The sequence below is a fragment of the Neobacillus vireti genome (genome assembly GCF_036962465.1).
Lineage (GTDB): Bacteria > Bacillota > Bacilli > Bacillales > Cytobacillaceae > Neobacillus > Neobacillus vireti_B.
This window is the reverse complement of sequence record NZ_JBALNF010000026.1, coordinates 14,337-33,874: the sequence shown is the minus strand read 5'-3', so window position 1 is coordinate 33,874 and position 19,538 is coordinate 14,337. Positions and strand designations below refer to the sequence as shown.

Below are 19,538 nucleotides of genomic sequence, written 5' to 3'. Positions count from 1 at the left end.
GGGAAATCTAACAACAAGGATTGCTGCTATAGGATAGAATCATTTTCTACGTTCACTACTTGGTTTTCAATGCAATTGTTTACATATTTCCTTAGAAAAGCATTTCATACTTTTTAATAACGGTCTTAGTTCTGTCCTAAAAGTTTGATGGGAATTTTAACAATAAAAAAAACACTCCCTAAATCAATAGGAAGTAATTATTGCTATTGATATAAATTATTTCGCAAACTCTCAAAGTTAGGGGAAAATAGTTTATCGACTTTCTAACAGCAAAAACAAGTGGATACTTAGAAACTTCTAATTTTGTCGATATTTTATTTGAATTTGTAGATATTTCCCGGGAATTGTTGAAATTTGAAAAACAGGAAATCGGAATTGTCGGAACAATGGATTTTCCGCTTATGCTTAGATGGCGGATTGAACAAAGATACACGGATTGCCTTTTTTAAATACTATTTCGCTTTTAGATTGGCTATGCTTTCGTACAGTGGATATTGCATTCCCACTTCCCAAATAATGAACGCACGTTCATTCCACTGTATTTCGTGAGGGCATATCAGACCTCCCTTTCTTCCTTTCTATTAAATGATTAAGGTTCTAGTGATTTATTTGTAAGTTATATCGCCCAGCGATATGCAACACGAAAATGAGGACATGCTGGAGCTGGGAAACCGTTGTTTTAAGCAGGACATCCTATCATTTGTCAGTTGGACCATCATTTCTTATACAGTTGCAAGTTCATTGGATAAAAATTCCGTGGCACTTTTACGTGAGGTGAATTTTCATGGAAATGGATATCACAATCTCTGTTTCACTGGATCATTCTAATCTTTTTTTGTTGATACACAAGGTCTTTGGCTGTATCGCCTTGAGGCTTGTCCGTATCGTTTAACACTATGCAGTCAGATTGAACAAAGATATGACTATTGTCATCTTGTAAAAATAGAAAGGCATTCCCCTATCATCCGCACATAATGTTAACAGTCATTCTTTTACGTATTTACCGAAATGTAAGGAGTAAGCTGCCACAATGAACGAAGACTATAAACCCAGATATAATGGGTTTTTTAGCTCTTATCTTTTTTACCAGTTAACTGTGGAGACTTATGGAATGGAATTTGGGCTGAACCTGTATGATTAACTAGCCACACTCCTGAAAGTACCAAAACTATTCCTAGCAATGTAATTGAAGTTTACTCCATTGCTTTTAATGATTTTGTTTTAAATCCGCATTGCTCCATGGCCTCAGCAAGCTCTCTTCTTAATTGTGCTTCATCAAAATCAACTAATTTCTTTTCTTTAACCACTTGCTTTCCAGAGATAAATACATCTCTTACATTGCCAGCATTAGCAGAGTACACTAAAGCCGAATATGGATCGAAAATAGGAAACATATTAATTGAATCTGTTTCAACTAATATAAAGTCAGCCTGTTTCCCTGCTTCAATTGAGCCAATTTGCTTCTCCATTCCTAAAACCTTTGCTCCTCCAATGGTGGCTAACTCTACAATTTCTTGTGCTGGGAAGGCGCTGCGGTCCTGTAAAATGGTTTTATGAAAGTTGGCAAACAATCGCATTTGGCTGAATAAATCCAGGGTATTGCCACTGCTTGGGCCATCTGTTCCCAGCCCAACTGTTACACCGGCAGACAATAAATCCCGAACGCGGGCCACACCTTTGGCAGATTTTGTATTCGCACCAATACAATGAGCTACCTTTACATCATATTTCTTCAATAGCTGAATATCTTTATCTGACAGATGAATACAGTGAGCAGCTACGAGCCTTTTACTCAATACGCCAATCTCTTCTAAAAATTCAATTGGTGTTTGATTACGTTCTTCGCGATATTTGTTTATTTCAAAATCCATCTCACTTAAATGCATCATCCATGGCACATTGTATTTCTTGGATAAAAGATCTGCTTGCTTCAGGACTTCGATTGTATTCGAATATGGCGCATGCGGTGCAATAGATGCTTTAATTCTCTTATTTTCATGCCATTTAGGCATAAACCTTTCAGCATATTGTAAGCCGCCCATTGGCTCCTCTACATCCACTGTGACGGAATCTATGACGGTTTCCGCAAAAAGGCCACGGCTATTCATTTCCTCCGCAGCTTCTGCCAGTTGCTGTTCAAAATAATACATATCAAAAAAAGTCGTCACACCGGCAAGCTGCATTTCGGCAATCGCATATTTCCCACTAGTATAGGCAAGCCTTTCATTCATACATTCATTTTCTAATGGAAATAAGAAGCGGCGCAGACGGTCGGGGTAGTCATCCCCTAATGAACGAAACGGAATCATCCCAATATGTGTGTGCGTATTGACCATACCAGGCAATAAAATAGCACCTCTAGCATTGATCACTTTGTCATACGTCATATCCTTTGTCAGTAAATCCATTGCTCCCGCTTCGATAATTTTCTCCCCGTCTACCATTAAATAACCATCTTGAAACTGCTCCATCTGCTCATTCATCGTTAAAATCCATGCATTTTTAATGAGTATTCTCAAATTCCTCACCCTCCACTAATGGGATCATGATTTGGGAGCGAACATTCATCATCCCTTTGTCAGTAATTTTGATAATAGGCGATACCGGCAAGGATAGAGTTGAGAAAGACATAATTTCATTGCTGTTACGGTAGCCTAACTTATTCATCGCTTGACGGACTTCTTTCAATTGCGCCCCTAGTTCTTGTATCGGTGCATCACTGATTATGCCGCCAACCGGCAACGGGCATACGGCCTGTACCATCCCACCTTGGGTGACGACATAACCCCCTTGCATGTCCAATAATTGCTTTTGTGCGGCTAAGATATCTTCGGAACTTGTTCCCATCACCATTAAGTTATGATGATCATGGGCCCAAGTAGTGGCGACAGCTCCTTTTTCATATAACGCTTTATCCACAAATCCGTAGGAGATGTTACCTGTTATCCCATAACGCTCCATCACAACAATCAAGGCTAACCCGCTATTCTCCCAATCCAAAAATCCATCTACGACTTTAACCTCCCGCTTTACATGTTCGGTAAAGGTACCCTTTTCTGAAATTTGAATTATGTTAACGATTGCCTTTTCCGATGCTTTGACCTTGAACCGTAAATCCTCCGGTGTTAATGTACGGCAATGGACGGACTGATAGAAGTGCTCTGGAAAAACGGGTTTCTCCGTTGGAAACTGGATATCTGTCCCCCGTTTGTGCACCAATTTCCCATCCTTATAAACTGCCTCAATAGTAAAGCTTTCGATATGGTCGATTAATAAAAAGTCTGCCTTAAATCCAGGGACAATGGCACCCCGATCCTGAAATCCCATTCTCCTGGCAGGTGTATAGGTAGCGCAATAGATTGCCTGTTCTATTGGCATCCCGCAAGAAAAAGCTAAACGCACATTGGCATCTAAATGTCCTTCCAACAAGTCGTCCGCCATCACATCATCGGTAATGAGGGCCATATATTCATAGAACTGGTTGTCAACAATGACTTGGATATTTTCTGAAGTAATCGATTTTTTTTGGAACTCTAAAAACATCCCATTCGTGATTTTCTCATAAATCGATTCCGGCGATTGATGAGTATGATCAGCTGTTAAGCCCGCATATAAAAATTTAGCTAATTCCAATCCTGAAACGCGTGGAATATGACCTTCTAAAGGCATAAACGGTCGATCCGTTTGAACTTCGCGTAAAATTTGCCGTATCAATGAATTTGGTTCGTTGACAATCCCATTAAAATTCATCGCTTCGCCTAAAGCAATGACTTTCGGATGTTTCAGGAGCTGCTGCACTTCTTCCACACCAATAAAGCCCCCTGTCGTTTCTAATTCCGGCGTGGTCGAAGGGACCGAGGATGGAATCGCAAAGAAAGTATCGATAACACTTGGCTGAGAAAAGAACGCCTCCAGTCCTTCCATACCAAACACGTTCGCAATCTCATGTGCATCGGCGACAACCGTTGTTACCCCATGGGTTAGCACTGCCTCTGAAAAAATAGATGGAGAAGTCATTGAGCTTTCAATATGCATATGAATATCTATTAATCCCGGTACTAGATAACGATTCTTTGCATCTAATACCTCGCTTACCTGATAGTGATCGATTTCTTCAGCGGTAATATAATAAAATTTATCTTTAATAATAAACACATTTTGCTTTTCAAACCTTTTGGTAAAAGTGTTATACACCTGTGCATTTACGATTGCTAAATCGACTTTCATTAAATTTCTCCACCCTTCGAGTACATATAAAGAGAAAAAAGGCCAAGAATAATCCTCAGCCTTCCCCTTAACACCTTTTAATTATTCAAAATACGATTCCATTGGTTAATCCAAGACGCAAGGTTTTTATTTACAAGATTTGAATCCACCTTATTTGTGCGTTTAGCAACATCACCATAAGTTTTATTTTTAGCTGTTTCCTCGTTGAGTACTACCTTTTTATTAGTTGGAGCTTCATTTAGAGACACTGCCGTTTTTTCTTGAACCTCTTGGCTTAATCTCCAGTTAATATATTTATAAGCCAAGTCTTTATTTTTAGAGTTTTTGTTGATATTGATCGTATTAAAGTTTGCGTATGTTCCGGATGCTGGAACAATATACGCCACATCTGGGTTGGATCCCGTAATGATTGGAACAGCAAAGTCACCGACAACAGCAGCAGCTATTTCTCCTGATTGGAACATATTCGCTAAATCAGAAGATTTGCTATACGTTTTTACCACGTTTGGAGCTAAACCAGTGATTCCTTCAAAAGCTGTTTTTCCATTAATCGTTTTTGCTTCCGTATTCTTGTGATTGTTTGCTACATAAAGCATCGCTGGTCCAAATGTGGTCGTAATATCAGGAATGGAGACTTTCCCTTTTAATGAAGAATCCCATAGATCATCCCATTCTTTAATTTCTTTGCCTGCTGTCTTTTTATTGTAGACAATCCCGATACTATTCAACGTGTATGCCGGGCCAGAACCATCTGCTGATAATTCCTTTGCGCTATCGATTAAGTTTTCCATGTTAGGAACCTTTGATGTGTCAACTTTTTCAAATAAACCTGCTGATACACCGTCAGCCGCATTTGATTGAGATAATTCAATAACATCAACAGTTGAGTTTGGATTGCTTTTTAATTTTGTTAAACGCTCAGAGCTTGTACCTGTTTCTAACACAATATTTACATTGTATTTTTTTTCAAAAGGCTTAAAGACATCCTCTTGCATTTTATCTTCTTCCAAACCAAATGTAGAGATGACTAAAGTTTTTGGTTTTTCCTTACTTGCAGTTTTGTCACTGCCGCCTCCGCATGCAGCCAATACACTTGCAGTTACTAAAGTTAGACTTACTAATCCTAATTTCTTCTTCATTTTTCTATCCCCATTTCTTAGTTGTCTTGAACTTATTTATGATGATTTCCTATTAAACTAAAATTAATTTGTGAGCTGGAATAAATAACGTTACCATGTCCCCCACTTGGTAAATCACATCATCTGCTTTATTTGCTAGTAATGTTCCAATCGGGGTTTCAACTTCATATTGGTATGACTTTCCTAGAAATGTTCGGACTTTTATCTTTCCGGCCACCATATTATTCGTACTGGATTCATTGCTTGCTGTAATCTCAATATCATCAGGACGAATCGTTCCTGTCCGTTTTCCTTGGTCATATTTACCAGTACTTTCGAAAATGGTTCCATCCACCGCTCTATACTTCCAATCTTCAGTCAGTGTTAACTCAAAAAAGTTCTCAAAGCCGATAAAGCGGGCAACAAATTCTGTTTTAGGATTTTTATAAATTTCCTCAGGTGTATCGAATTGCTCAATTACACCTTTATTCATCACGGCAACCCTGTCTGAAATGGAAAAGCATTCTTCTTGATCATGAGTGACAAACACGGATGTAATCCCCAATTGGCTTTGAATCCGTTTAATTTCGACCCTCATCGCCAAGCGCAATTTGGCATCCAGGTTACTCAATGGTTCATCTAATAATAATAATTTCGGTTCAATGACTAAGGCGCGTGCTAGAGCCACACGCTGACGCTGTCCGCCTGAAAGCTGTTTAGGATAGCGGTCGCCAAGCTCCTCTAAGCCGGTAATCGCTAAGATATCTTCTACTCGTTTATCAATAGCGGCCTTTTTTTCCTTACGTAATTTCAGACCAAAAGCAACATTTTCTTTAATAGTTAGATGGGGAAACAGTGCATAGCTTTGGAATACCATTCCAAATTCACGTTTATGGACAGGCACCTTTGTTAAATTTTTATTGTCAACAAGGAACTCACCATCATTTGGCTCAATTAGTCCGGCAATGACACGCAAAGTGGTGGTTTTTCCACAGCCTGATGGTCCTAACAAGGAAACCAATTCTCCCTTTTCGATTGATAAATTTAAATCTTTTAAGATATTTGAATTATTGTCATAACTGACACGAATATCTTTTAATTCAACATAGGACATTGTACGGTTCTACCTCCTTCGATGTAAACATCTTGTCAGCTCCTATGAAATACTTGCTAAACCTAATGTCTTCTCAATAATAAACATCAAAATAATCGTACCAAGCATTAAAATGACCGATAAAGCTGAAACAGATGGATCGTAGTTGTATTCTATATAATTCATTAAGCTCGTTGGCAGCATCGTTACACCAGGTCCTGATAAAAACTGCGATACTGGTATATTGTTAAAGGAATTAATAAATGCCAGCATGAAGGAAGCAAAAATTCCCGAAGTAATATTTGGTAGCACCACTTTGCTAAACGATTGGAGCTTTGTGCAACCTAACGTCCATGAAACTTCTTCTATTGAAAAATCCAACTGTTCAATCGTTGAACCTACAACACGAATCACATAAGGAAGACAAATTAGGAAATGACCTAATAGCAATCCTTGGGTGATCGGGAATTGAAATTTAATCACGATAAATTGATACATAGCATAGCCCACGACCAATCCAGGGACGATGGTTGGGGAAAGGAAAAAGCTCTTAATCCAATTTCGTCCGAACACCTCGTGACGCGCTAAGGAATATGCGGCTGGAACACCAATGACTAATGCCAAGAGAGTCGCAATAAAAGCTACTTCTAGACTAAGTGAAAAGCTGTCCATAAAGGATTCATTTGTAAATACCTTGCTGTACCATTCAAAAGTAAAACCTTTAATCGGAAATTGAATGGTAGGATTTGTTCCGAAAGAGGTCACGATTATAATAAGCAAAGGAATTAATAGAAATGCAAACACCAGAATTGCAAAGATTTTTAAACCAACATTTTTACGCACTCACTTCACCTCTTTTATCCAAACGGCCCGCAATCAAGTTGAATAACTTCATCACGATTAAAGTGGCCACAATCATAATCAGGGCAATTACACTTGCACCTTGCCAGTTTCCTAATGCAGTTGCATTTTGATATAAGAAGGTGGCTAGCATGATGTTTCTGTTTCCGCCTAATAATTGCGGGGTTGTATAGGCTGTCATACTCCCCGTGAAGACCAAAATGCTGCCAACAATTATCCCCGGCACACTTAAGGGCAATATAACCTTCACAAACGCAATCAAACGATTGGCCCCTAATGTTTCAGCAGCTTCCATAATTTCAGAATCAATGTTCTCTAAAATCCCCACTAACGTAATGACCATTAAAGGAAGGAAGAGATAAACTGAGCCAATGATAATGGAGAATTCTGTATAAAGTAAGGTAAGCGGTTTTGAAATTAAGCCAATAGTTAGTAATGCATGATTAACAATACCGTCTTGCCCCAAAATGGTAATCCAGGCGAAACTCCGTACAACTGAATTCGTTAATAACGGAAACAATGTGATCGACATTAACAGGCCGCGCCACTTTTTGGGACTTTGCGAAATATAGTAGGCAGTCGGAACTCCAACGACTACACAAATTAGTGTGGCAATCAGTGAAACCTTGATTGTCCGCCAAAAGATACCAAAGTTATACTCATCCAAAAAGAACGCAGTATAATTTGAAAAGGTAATTCCTCCGTTAAAGAACGTCGGAAAAATAATGGAGATAAGGGGTAACACCAAGAATAAAATCAAGAGAATCAATCCTGGAGCCAAGATGAGATAAGGGATTCTTCGCTGCGTCATATCTGGCCTCACTTTCCAAGTCAAAAAAATAGTATGAATGACGATGAACATCATTCAAGGGTTCGGTTCTTTCTCTTACATTGAAGATTATACGTAATAAAAAAAGGTTTGGCAACACAAAATCCGAATATTATTATTAAAGTAAAATTTAATGTTCGTAAAATGACTAGAACCTTTATTTTATTAGTTTAAAAATGGTTATGAGATGCAGTTAACACGAACTTTAGGGTGTCGAAGTAATTATTTTCTGTAAAAAAATATCCTATAGAGTTTTTTCTGGTTAAATTCAGTGAAGATAAAAAGATTCCATCTTAATAAAGGAATCAATCTATGATTCAATTCGATTCCTATTAAAAGATGAACAACAAAAAAACCACTCCAATAATGGATGTGGTTCACATGTTGAATAATGACAAATGTAAAAATGGATCCTGCCGACAAATCACGATGGAATATTTGTCGATATCGACTCGGAAGATGTAGATATTTCCCGGGAATTTGCTGAAATAGGAAATTGAGCTTGTCGAAAAAAGAGGAGTCATGAAAATTGTGGTTTTAGGAGGAGATCCTATCATATGTCAGTTATTTTCTTCCTTCAAGCACCTGCACGATTAAAGTCTATACTCCATATCGGCGATATCTGGACTTAAAGCAGACATAATCCCCCTACTTTCGAAATAACGAGAAAAACCATCCCCATTTCCCTTTAGGATTTTGTATCGTTTCCTCTAAACGTTTATTAAATTCATTTTGTGAAAGCCACTCTTTTTGCTGCTCATCGCGCAAATTTTCTAATTCCTTTTGTAAAAATTCAATTATTTCTCTTTCTTGATGCAGCATGGTTTCATAATATGTTTTTTGTTGTTCCGTTAATTTTTCAATTTTAGTATGAGTTTTTTGTGCTGAATTTCCAATACTGGAACTGATTACATGATGATCTTGCTGGAGCCGGGAAACTGTTACTTTAAGCTCCGACATATCGTTTTTCAGTTGGATATTCATTTCTCGCGAGGCTGCCAGTTCATTGACTACAAACATTAAAATTTCTTTTAATTGATTGGGATCTTGGGGCAGCCTTTCATATGTATCGGGTATGGCAATTTCCTGCTCATTCGATCTTTCTAACCTTTCTTTTTGTTGATACGCAAGGTCTTTTGCTGTATCGTCCAAGGGTTTCTCTGTATCGCGCAGCGCTATAAGCGCTTCAATGTCAGTTTGAACAAAAATACGCCGATCGCCATCTTTTAAAAACTCATATCCATTCCGTTCTAAGATTTGTCCATACTTTCGAACGGTAGGTGTTGCAATCCCCACTTCTTCTGCTACTTCCTTAGACGAGAAAGCACGTTCATTCGGTTGTATATCACGTCGCATATCGCGCCTCCTTTTCTTCTAAATATGAGGGTTTTTGACTTTATTTACAAGAGCTATATCGACCAGCGATACAAAATAATAAATGGGCCAATCAACCCCTTCTGTGAAGTGGTTAACAGAAAAACTCCCCTCTATTAGGTTCTTAACTTCTAAATTATTGGGAAAAGCTTGTTTCCGATGGTGCTTTGCCGGGTAAGTATAGTTTGTAAGCTTATAAGCTAACAAATGGGAAATGGAGGCAATAACTATGAGTAAAACAGTTTTAGGTGTATACAATTCTAGTGATGAAGTGGTTCGGGCCATAGAGGAATTTCAGAACCAAGGATATTCTGTAACAGACTTATCGATTATTGCTAACACTACAAATGTCCCTTCCTCCATCGAAGAGGAAACAGGCGTTGCTTCTCAGGAGATAAGCGCAACAAGAGAGACGCAAACAGAAGAACGTCCAGGGTTCTTAGCAAGCTTGTTTACCCCATTTGAGGATCGTATGTATCAAAATGATGGCAGTGGCACTACCTATTACGACCATTTGGTCGCCCAGGGCATTAGGGAAGCAGATGCGCTAAAATACCAAGATGATTTAAATTCTGGAATGATTCTGCTGCTTGCTGAAAGAAGGTCAGGTAATGTTGGTGTTGCCGACAATGTCTCCGGAGGAACCATTGTTAGTGGACAAACGGGTTTGGAAGATACTCTCGACACAGATACACCTCGCTCACTGAAGCTTCGCGAGGAACAGCTGGATGTTAATAAACAACGCGTTCAAACAGGTGAAGTAGAGGTGAAAAAAAATGTCGTTGAAGAACAGCAAACATTAAATGTTCCCGTACAACATGAAGAGGTTAGTATCGAAAGACGGGCAGTGGACGGCACTGAGGCAGATACAACCACGCCTATAGGCGATGATGAAACCATCCGCGTTCCCATTGTCGAGGAAAAAGTCGAAGTCACGAAGAAACCTGTCGTTACAGAGGAACTGGTCATTAACAAAAAGCAAGTGACAGAAACCCAACAGGTAACGGATAATATTAAGCGTGAAGAAGCAAAAGTGAATAAAGAGGGCGACGTTTCCGTCAATGAGACTACTACCGACAACAAGCGTCTGAATCCAGATAGCTTCTAATTTTTAAATAATAAGGTGTTTTAAAAATTTACTAGTAGGATAGCCGTTTGGTTAATTTTAAGGTAGATATTAGGGCGGTTTTTATAAAAAAATGCTCATCCTATTGCCTAGTAAGCATAGGAATGAGCATTTTTTATTTTACTATTTAATCATGCATAGGAATGAATATTTGTCCAAATCCCTACACTCTTTATTTCCTTATATTCAGGCATCCACATAGCCTCTTCAATAGCAGTCTCAACATCTTGGATATCTGCTCTTGCAATTCCCTCGTGGATTGCAGCATTAACTACTTCAATGGCTACATATTTTGAGACCTCATGAAGTTTTTCAATAGATGGCAACAGGGATGCTCCAGTTGTGCTAAGGTCACACATTCTCGCAACTGCATAAGCAGCAGCTGCAAACATTCCTTTTGAGATCACTTCTGCTTTTGCAACAATCGCTCCTAGACCCAGTCCTGGGAATATAAAGGCGTTATTTGACTGCCCAATTTCATAGGAAACACCTTTGTATTCCACGTTAGGAAACGGGCTGCCAGTTGCAATCAGAGCCTTGCCATCTGTCCATTTCATCAGGTTTTCTGGTACCGCTTCAGTCAGCGCAGTCGGGTTGGACAAAGGCAAGATGATCGGGCGCTCAACATGCTTGGCCATTTCTTTCACAATTTCCTCCGTGAAAGCACCGGCTTGTCCGGAAGTTCCGATCAGGATGGTCGGCTTCACCTTTTGAACGACTTCCATTAATGAAATGATTCCATCCTCATTCATATCCCAGTCCTTTACTTCTTCTGCCTTTCTTACATAAGGCTTCTGGAAGTTAAAGACACCTGGTGTTTCATCTGTTAGTAACCCCCGATAGTCAATAGCCCAGAAACGGTCATAGGCTTCTTCTCTGCTCAGCCCTTCAAGAACCATAGCATCTGAGATTTGGTCAGCTATACCTAGGCCGCCAGCCCCTGGTCCGAAAACAATAATACGCTGGTCCTTCAGATTAGCTCCTGTAATTTTCATCCCAGACATCACAGCAGCAAGCGTAACGGCCCCTGTTCCCTGGATATCATCGTTGAAGGTAAGGATTTTGTCACCGTACTTATCCAAGATTTTACGCGCATTTACGTTGCCAAGATCCTCCCAGTGAATAAGAACTTCTGGAAAGAACTTTCTTGCATTCTGCACAAATAAATCAATGAACTGGTCATAACGCTCACCACGGACACGGGCGAATTTGTTGCCAATATAAAGAGGATCGGCAACCAAAGCTTGATTGTTCGTACCAACATCCAACACGATTGGCAGAACCCGGCTTGGATCAATACCAGCAGCCGCTGTGTATACAGCAAGTTTACCGATCGCAATATTAATACCGCCTACCCCTTGATCCCCAATACCCAAAATGCTTTCAGAGTCGGTAACGACGATTAAATCAATGCCATTGGGCTGTCCAAGATTATGAAATGCCTTTTCAATGCCCTCAGGATCATCAATGGAAAGATATAATCCACCCGGGCGGTGATAGGTATGAGAGTAAGTCTGGATCGCATCACCGACAGTAGGAGTATAGATGATTGGGAGCATTTCTGCTAAGTGGTCCTTTAAAAGACGGTAAAACAAAACAACATTACGGTTATATAAATCATTAAGTAGACCGTTTTTAAATAGATTCGTAGTTCGCATCAGATATTGCTCATAAGTCCTATTTGCTTGCTCATCAAGGGTGAGCACACGAGGAGGCAATAGACCGTCAAGTCCAAGGTCTTCCCTTTCCTCTTTCGTAAAAGCCGTTCCTTTATTTAAAAAGGGATTAGAGAGAACCTCTTTTCCTTTTAATGTTGTAATAATCACATTCTCAGGTACATTCATGATGTTTCCTTCTTTCTATTTTAAAATAACTTGTCGAACAATTTTATGAACATAGATTTCTATCTTTCCATGTTAATAACATTTTCTTTATCACACTAGGTTTTTTAATTTAATGAACCTTTTTTGTAATTAAACAAAGCAGACAGTAAAAACCGACTGACTGCTTTGTTCTATCTTCTACTCATTTCGTGTTTAAAATATTTACTGTACTTTTATCAGGCTGCCCTTGCAATCGATTCTTTCGACTTTTTCTTTTGAGACCTTTTAAATACAAAGCTCACAATAATCGGACAGACGATGGCAGATATGACACATGCTGCTGCAACTTGTGCAGTAGCTGTAGGCGCTATTGCAAGTAAGGTTGGATCTGCCGCCGCCACAACAGCTGGTGTAGCTACCGCATTTCCTGCAGTTGACCCTGTTGCTAAACCAACGATAGGGTTTTCTTTAAATAACTTTAATAGGAAGTAAGCTCCAATTCCAGTGAAGGCAGCGATTAATCCTAGTAATATCCCAGGACCCCCAGCTTTTACAATTGTTGAAAGATTCATTCCGGCACCTAATGGGAATGAGAAGAATGGGATTAATAATAATTTACTGCTTCCAAGGAACTTTCTCATATCAGGATCAATATTACCTAAAATCATTCCGATTACAATTGGAATTAATACACCAAGAAGTGTTTGAAAAGGAATGGTAGCAAGGCCTGATGCACCTAATGCTACTAATGTGAAAAATGGACCATCTTTTAATGAAAATAACGCATAGGCACCTACATCCGTTTCATCACCATACGATGAAGCAAGAGATGCATATAACCCGCCATTCGCATTTAACAATGCTGCTAGGATGGCTAATGGTGTTAATCCCAGTAATCCGGCAGGTCCAAAAATCGCTGCTACAGCTAAGCCAATACCAGCACCTACGATAAATTTTCCTGTTAATAATATGGCACCTTTTTTCAATGCCTTTGGTGCTAATTTGAAATTTATTTGCGAACCAATTAAAAACATAAAACATGCCAAAATCGTTGATGAAGCTTCTTTACTGAATAATGCTGTTGTAAAACTACCAATTTGTAAAACTTGCGGAAAAAATGTATTTGTTAATACCCCTAAAAAAAGTGGCACAACCATTAGACCACCTGGAATTTTATCAAGCGTTTTCTTAATTGGAATATGCATTTTTTTATCCTCCTTTGTCTTGCTACATGTCTATCATATTCCTGGATAAACCGTTTTCATAGATTATGAAAGTTTAATCATTCTTTTTGTAAATAAAAAAAGTAAGCAGTTTCAAAAACTACTTACAGAAAGTTTTTTATTAAGTGCTCTTTAAATTTGTTATATTCATGCTGGTATACAGGCCTTCCGACCGTTCCGTAGATCACTTTGACTTCAAGGATTCCCAGGTCCTTTAGGAAATTAAGATACTTTCTTGCCGAAACCCTTGATATTCCTACAACATTTGCTACTTCATCAGTGGAAAATGGCCCGTTTTTCAATTCATGAACGGCATCCCATACCTGCTTTAAGGTATCCTTCGTTAACCCCTTTGGCAGTTCTTCTGCTATAACAGTTTCGTCTCTGTGCAAGAGTAAGTGATCGAGCTCCTGCTGACTAACCGAATCCTGTTTACCAATGAACCGAGTTTGCTCAAGGTAGGCAGCAAGTGCCGCGTTAAACCGTTCAAACTCGAAAGGCTTAATTAAATAGTCGATAACGCCATACCTTAATGCCCTCTTAACCCGTTCAAGATCTGAGGCCGCTGAAATGATGATGACATCAATTTCAAGGTCATTTTCTCGAAGATATGCTAACAGCTCTAGTCCCTGCTTTCCCGGCATAAAAATATCCAGAAGAATGAGCTGAATGTCATTCTTCCCCAAAAATCGGATCGCTTCCGCTACTGAATTGACTGTTCCAGCTAATCGGAACCCCTCAATTTTAGCAAGATATTGTTTATTGATTTCTGCGACCATCGGATCATCTTCGACAATCATTACATTAATCATTCGATTCATCCTCTGCTTTATAAGGTATATACACAGCAAAATTTGTTCCTTTTCCAGGCTTGGACGAAATAATCATGTCCCCTTCCAGTTTTTCAATTGCCTGTGCCAAAAGATATAACCCGAACCCGCGGTTTTCTCCTTTCGTCGAGAACCCTTTATCCAATATTCTGTTTTGGAGTGAGGTCGTCATCCCCATCCCTGTGTCTTTAACCTCAATTGTTAAAATATCCTCTGCATAATCAAGTTTAAGATCGACATTTTTGTTTGGGCTGTCCGCAATTGCCTCCATTGCGTTATCGAAGAGGTTTCCAATGATGGTAATCAGCTCATGTGTGATTTCCGAGTTTGCAGGTTTGGGAAGTTTACTTGAACAATCAAATGATAGAGAAGCACCGGATTCTCTGGCAAAGCTTAGTTTACCAATGATAAATCCAGCAAGAACAGGATCCTGAATTTTCTTCGTTACAAAGCCCATTTCTGTTTCCCGATGGTTAACCGTTTCACTCACATAGTTAGCAAGTGTATCATATTGTTCCGTTCGAACCAGGCCAAGGATGACATGAAGTTTGTTCATGAATTCATGTGCCTGGGCACGGAGAGCATCTGCATAGTTACGCACACCGGTAAGCTGTTCGGCCAACAATTTGACCTCGGTTTTGTCACGGAAGGTAGCGATTGCTCCCACCGGCTTATTTTCCACAATCACTGGAACCCTGTTTACTAAAATCGTTACCCCATTCAGATTTTGTTCTTGATCCAATTCGGTGTCACCCGATGCTATAATGCGAGTTAACCGCGTCTCTGGCAAATAAGCTTCAATGTTCCTGCCCATAGGGTTCTCTTCAAGACCGGCTCTTTTAAAAAGCTTTTTGGCTGCCCTGTTAACAAGTGTGATTTTCCCTTCTTGGTCGATCGCTATTATTCCCTCACGTACAGACTGAAGCATGGAACTACGTTCTTCAAGCAGTTTAGCAATAGCGAATGGCTCGAGTCCTAACAGAATTTTTTTAATGTATTTTGCTAGGCCGACTGCACCGATTATACCTATTAGGATTCCGATTAACGTCCCAAAAAAGATCCCTATCCGTCCTTTATGTACTGCCTTTGTAACGTTTTCTAAAGAAATTCCTACAGCAACCGCACCGACTTGTATTCCTTGTGAATTCTTTATTGGAGTAAATGCCCGCATGGACTTGCCGAGAGTCCCCTTTGAGATGGAAACGTACTCCTTTCCTGTAGTAAGAACAGGCCCTTCATCTCCTCCCTTAAAGTGTTTTCCCACTTCATTAGGATCCGGGTGGGAAAGACGGATTCCTTTCATGTCCATCACAACCACAAAGTTAACATTCGTTTTATCTTTAACTTGGCTGGCAAAATCCTGTACTTCCCTATGATTGGGTGCCCCATCTAATGCATCAATCACTGAAGGACTTAGGGAAGTCATCCTTGCCACATTAAGGGCTTTTTCTTTCTCTGTCTCTTCCACGCTAGAGGTAATTCTTTTGCTTATGATGATATCAGTGATTCCAAGTGATAAAGCGACGACACTGCATACAAATAGAATAATAATGGCTTGTAAACTAAATTTGCCTTTCTTCATATTCCCCTCCAGGTATGAACATAGTAATAGTATGTTTAAAACTTATGCATAAAATGACAAAAGACCGCTAAGCTCATAAAAGAGCTGTAAGCAGCCTTCATTATTAATCATCGAATTAGCAGAATAGCACCAGCCATAATGGCGTGAGGACCATGGCACTTTTTAAAATGGGCAGCAGAACATTGTGCCGACAAAGGACATAATCGCCCCAAATGCACCTACCGTTATTCCTGTTTTTACATCCATATTCTTCTGCCGGTAATGGCTGTAAGCTCCGGACATAGTCGTAAACACCATTGCACCAAGAGACGTACCTAATGCTGTCTGGATTGGCACTCCAAATACAACGGTTAAAAGAGCAATAATAAAACCGGATCCTCCGGCTCCAATAAATCCTAGTAATATACCCATTAAGAACATAGTAAATGTGATCATCAAAGATGCTGCCTTCAAACACACTTTTACTTCAGTTGTGAATTTTGTCCAGTTTATTATAGCATCTAGACATGGGAGGACACTTATTGTAATTAAAAAAAGTGTTTGGGTCAGTTGTCTGAACCCGACCAAAATGATTCATAACTAAAAATTGAAATGTAAAAGAGGCGGTCCCAAATAGTGACCCCCTCTAACTTCATTCTTTCTGAATTAAGATGCTTTATTCTTATTCCAAATATCGAAGGCAACAGCTGCTAGGAGCACAAGTCCTTTAATAGCTTGCTGCCAGTCAATTCCTAGTCCAAGAATGGACATACCGTTGTTCATAATTCCCATTACTAAACCACCGATAATGGCTCCGCCAACTGTACCAATACCGCCATATGCGGATGCACCACCGATGAAACATGCAGCGATTGCATCAAGTTCGAAGTTGTTACCAGCTTTTGGAGTTGCCGCATTCAGACGAGCAGCAAATACTAAACCAGAAAGGGCAGCCAATACACCCATGTTAACAAAAGACAAAAAAACTACTTTCTTTGTTTTAATACCTGAAAGCCCTGCAGCTTTTTCATTACCACCGATTGCATAAATATGTCTTCCCATGATCGTCTTTTTAGAAACAAATGAATAAATCACAACAAGGGCAAACAAGATAACCAAGATATTAGGAATACCGTCATACGTTGCAAGAACATACGTGAATGCGTTAATGATTGCAATCATTGCCACTAGTTTTGCAATGAATAAGCCTTGGGAAGAAACTTGGAAACCATATTTCACTTGAGTTTTACGTACCCCTGCTTCATTTAAAATATAGATAACAGAGAACACAAGCCCGATAACAATCGTAAAAATATGAAGGCTTTCACCATGAAAAATATCTGGAATAAATCCGGAAGACATGCTTTGGAATGAATCCGGATATGGTGCGATCGATTGCCCTTGTAACACTAACATGGTTAAACCACGGAAAAGGAGCATGCCTGCAAGTGTAACGATAAAAGCTGGGATTTTAACATAGGCAACCCAGAAACCTTGCCATGCACCGATGACGGCACCAACTAATAGAGAAATAATGACAGCCAGAAAAACATTCATATGATGATTGATAATTAAGATACCCGATATCGCTCCGACAAAGGCAGCAACGGAACCAACCGACAAATCAATATGTCCAAGAATAATAATTAATACCATCCCAACGGCCAAGACAAGGATGTAGCTGTTTTGAAGAATAAGGTTTGTGATATTAAGTGGCCTTAACAAAATACCATCCGTTAATACTTGAAAAAGACCTGCGATTAATATTAATGCAACAAACATTCCGTACTGACGCATATTATTTTGAATCAGTTTAGTAAACGAAGTCCCTTTACCTTCGCTTGGTTGTTGCTGCTTTATTGTTTCCGTTTGCGTACTCATACTCTTTCACCTCTGCCTTTAGTCATAAACTTCATAATATTTTCTTGGGTTGCTTCAGCTTTTGATACTTCCCCTGTAAATCTGCCTTCACTCATGACATAATTACGGTCACATATCCCAAGTAATTCTGGAAGTTCAGAAGAAATTACCAAGACACCTTTTCCTTCATCAGCAAGCTGATTAATTATTGTGTAGATTTCATATTTGGCACCAACGTCAATCCCTCGGGTCGGTTCATCAAGTATCAGGAGGTCGGGTTGAGTCATAATCCACTTACTCAATACTACCTTTTGTTGATTACCACCGCTCAAGTTACCAGTTAGCTGAGTAATGCTCGGTGTTTTTATTTTCATTGCTTTGCGGTAATTTTCCGCTTCAATGATTTCCTTGTTTTGGTTAACAACAGTGCCTTTTGAGATCTTTTTCAAACTAGAAATAGATATATTTGATTTAATATCATCAATTAAATTAAGTCCAAAATGTTTTCGATCCTCGGTTACATATGCAAGCCCATATTTAATTGCTTGAGGTATATCTTTCAAATGTATTTCAGTGCCATTTTTAAAGAGATGGCCGCTTATTTTCTTCCCATATGATTTGCCGAAAATACTCATCGCAAGCTCCGTACGCCCGGAGCCCATTACACCGGCGATTCCAACAATTTCCCCTTTTTTGATATTAAAATTCACAGAATCAATTACTTTCCGATCACTATGCAGCGGGTGATAGACGTTCCAGTCTTTCACTTCAAAAATAACTTCGCCAATTTTAGGTTCTCTATTAGGGTAACGATTGGTTAAATCTCTTCCGACCATACCTTTTATAATTCGGTCTTCAGAAACACTGCCATTTACTACATTAAGCGTTTCAATCGATTGGCCATCACGGATAATCGTGATTGAATCTGCCACCTTGGTAATCTCATTTAATTTATGAGAGATAATAATCATGGACATCCCTTGTTTTTTGAATTCAAGCATAAGATTTAATAAATTTTCACTATCGTTCTCGTTCAATGCTGCGGTTGGTTCATCGAGAATAAGCAACTTAACTTCCTTTGATAATGCCTTTGCGATTTCAACAAGCTGCTGCTTTCCTACCCCAAGATTTGTAATTAATGTATTGGGGTCTTCCGTTAAACCAACTTTATTTAATAACTCTCTTGTTTTTAAAATTGTTTCATTCCAGTTGATGATCCCCCGTTTAGCCTGCTCATTACCCAAAAAGATATTTTCGGCAATCGATAGCTCCGGAATAAGGGCCAACTCCTGATGGATAATCACGATACCCAAGTTTTCACTGTCTTTAATACTTTTAAAGTTACAAACATTCCCATTATAAAGGATATCTCCTTCGTAACTTCCATGTGGATAAACACCACTTAAAACCTTCATCAATGTAGATTTCCCGGCGCCGTTTTCACCACATAAGGCGTGGATTTCTCCTTGTTTCACTTGCAAATTGACATTGTTAAGTGCTTTTACCCCAGGGAATTCTTTTGTAATAGTTTTCATTTCCAAAATTGTTGCAGCCATTCTTTCACCACGCCCTCACAATGTAATAAATGATTTAGTGATTGCAAATACAACCAC

At 39.2% G+C, this 19,538-nt stretch carries 14 protein-coding genes and 1 pseudogene; 1 reads left to right on the top strand and 14 read right to left on the bottom strand.

Annotated elements, in window-relative coordinates; all coding sequences use genetic code 11:
• Positions 1–1,193 precede the first annotated feature (1,193 nt).
• The 7 genes from V7077_RS12025 to V7077_RS11995 form a co-directional block, all read right to left on the bottom strand.
• Positions 1,194–2,519, bottom strand: coding sequence for an amidohydrolase (locus V7077_RS12025; protein WP_335501765.1), 1,326 nt, complete (start codon positions 2,517–2,519; stop codon positions 1,194–1,196).
• Positions 2,503–4,227 (bottom strand): adenine deaminase C-terminal domain-containing protein, encoded by a 1,725-nt coding sequence (locus V7077_RS12020; protein ID WP_335501763.1) that lies wholly within the window; start codon positions 4,225–4,227, stop codon positions 2,503–2,505. Before V7077_RS12020 ends, V7077_RS12025 begins: the two co-directional genes overlap by 17 nt.
• A 77-nt stretch (positions 4,228–4,304) precedes the next feature.
• Positions 4,305–5,366 (bottom strand): ABC transporter substrate-binding protein, encoded by a 1,062-nt coding sequence (locus V7077_RS12015; RefSeq protein WP_335501761.1) that lies wholly within the window; start codon positions 5,364–5,366, stop codon positions 4,305–4,307.
• A 52-nt stretch (positions 5,367–5,418) separates the two neighbouring features.
• Positions 5,419–6,459 carry an ABC transporter ATP-binding protein gene (locus V7077_RS12010; protein ID WP_335501759.1) on the bottom strand — a complete coding sequence of 347 codons (1,041 nt, stop codon included), beginning with the start codon at positions 6,457–6,459 and terminating at the stop codon, positions 5,419–5,421.
• 42 nt (positions 6,460–6,501) lie between these two features.
• Positions 6,502–7,281: an ABC transporter permease gene (locus V7077_RS12005; protein ID WP_335501756.1), complete on the bottom strand. Its 780-nt coding sequence runs from the start codon at positions 7,279–7,281 to the stop codon at positions 6,502–6,504.
• Positions 7,274–8,110 (bottom strand): ABC transporter permease, encoded by an 837-nt coding sequence (locus V7077_RS12000; protein ID WP_335501754.1) that lies wholly within the window; start codon positions 8,108–8,110, stop codon positions 7,274–7,276. Before V7077_RS12000 ends, V7077_RS12005 begins: the two co-directional genes overlap by 8 nt.
• A gap of 666 nt (positions 8,111–8,776) precedes the next feature.
• The gene (locus V7077_RS11995) at positions 8,777–9,484 is read right to left on the bottom strand and encodes a hypothetical protein (protein ID WP_335501753.1); all 708 of its coding nucleotides are present in this window, start codon (positions 9,482–9,484) and stop codon (positions 8,777–8,779) included.
• A gap of 247 nt (positions 9,485–9,731) precedes the next feature.
• Between V7077_RS11995 and V7077_RS11990 the strand changes: the two genes are divergently transcribed.
• On the top strand, positions 9,732–10,610 hold the full coding sequence (locus tag V7077_RS11990) for a YsnF/AvaK domain-containing protein (RefSeq protein WP_335501751.1): 879 nt from the start codon (positions 9,732–9,734) through the stop codon (positions 10,608–10,610).
• A gap of 149 nt (positions 10,611–10,759) precedes the next feature.
• On the opposite strand, the gene V7077_RS11985 is transcribed toward V7077_RS11990, so the two are convergent.
• The 7 genes and pseudogenes from V7077_RS11985 to mmsA all read right to left on the bottom strand — a co-directional run bounded on the left by V7077_RS11985 (position 10,760) and on the right by mmsA (position 19,481).
• The gene (locus tag V7077_RS11985; protein WP_335501749.1) at positions 10,760–12,472 is read right to left on the bottom strand and encodes an NAD-dependent malic enzyme; all 1,713 of its coding nucleotides are present in this window, start codon (positions 12,470–12,472) and stop codon (positions 10,760–10,762) included.
• Positions 12,473–12,687: 215 nt separating this feature from the next.
• Positions 12,688–13,656 carry a 2-keto-3-deoxygluconate permease gene (locus V7077_RS11980; protein ID WP_335501746.1) on the bottom strand — a complete coding sequence of 323 codons (969 nt, stop codon included), beginning with the start codon at positions 13,654–13,656 and terminating at the stop codon, positions 12,688–12,690.
• A 122-nt stretch (positions 13,657–13,778) separates the two neighbouring features.
• Complete coding sequence (locus tag V7077_RS11975) at positions 13,779–14,486, bottom strand: response regulator (RefSeq protein ID WP_335501744.1); 708 nt, start codon at positions 14,484–14,486, stop codon at positions 13,779–13,781.
• Positions 14,479–16,086 (bottom strand): DcuS/MalK family sensor histidine kinase, encoded by a 1,608-nt coding sequence (gene dcuS, locus V7077_RS11970; RefSeq protein ID WP_335501742.1) that lies wholly within the window; start codon positions 16,084–16,086, stop codon positions 14,479–14,481. The genes V7077_RS11975 and dcuS overlap by 8 nt, the downstream gene beginning before the upstream one ends.
• Positions 16,087–16,272: 186 nt before the next feature.
• Positions 16,273–16,524: pseudogene (locus V7077_RS11965) on the bottom strand (TSUP family transporter); the annotation flags it as partial.
• Between the two features lie 207 nt (positions 16,525–16,731).
• Complete coding sequence (mmsB, locus tag V7077_RS11960; RefSeq protein WP_335501740.1) at positions 16,732–17,946, bottom strand: multiple monosaccharide ABC transporter permease; 1,215 nt, start codon at positions 17,944–17,946, stop codon at positions 16,732–16,734.
• Entirely contained in the window at positions 17,943–19,481 is a 1,539-nt protein-coding gene (mmsA, locus tag V7077_RS11955) for a multiple monosaccharide ABC transporter ATP-binding protein (protein ID WP_335501737.1), read from the bottom strand. The genes mmsB and mmsA overlap by 4 nt, the downstream gene beginning before the upstream one ends.
• Positions 19,482–19,538: the final 57 nt, after the last annotated feature.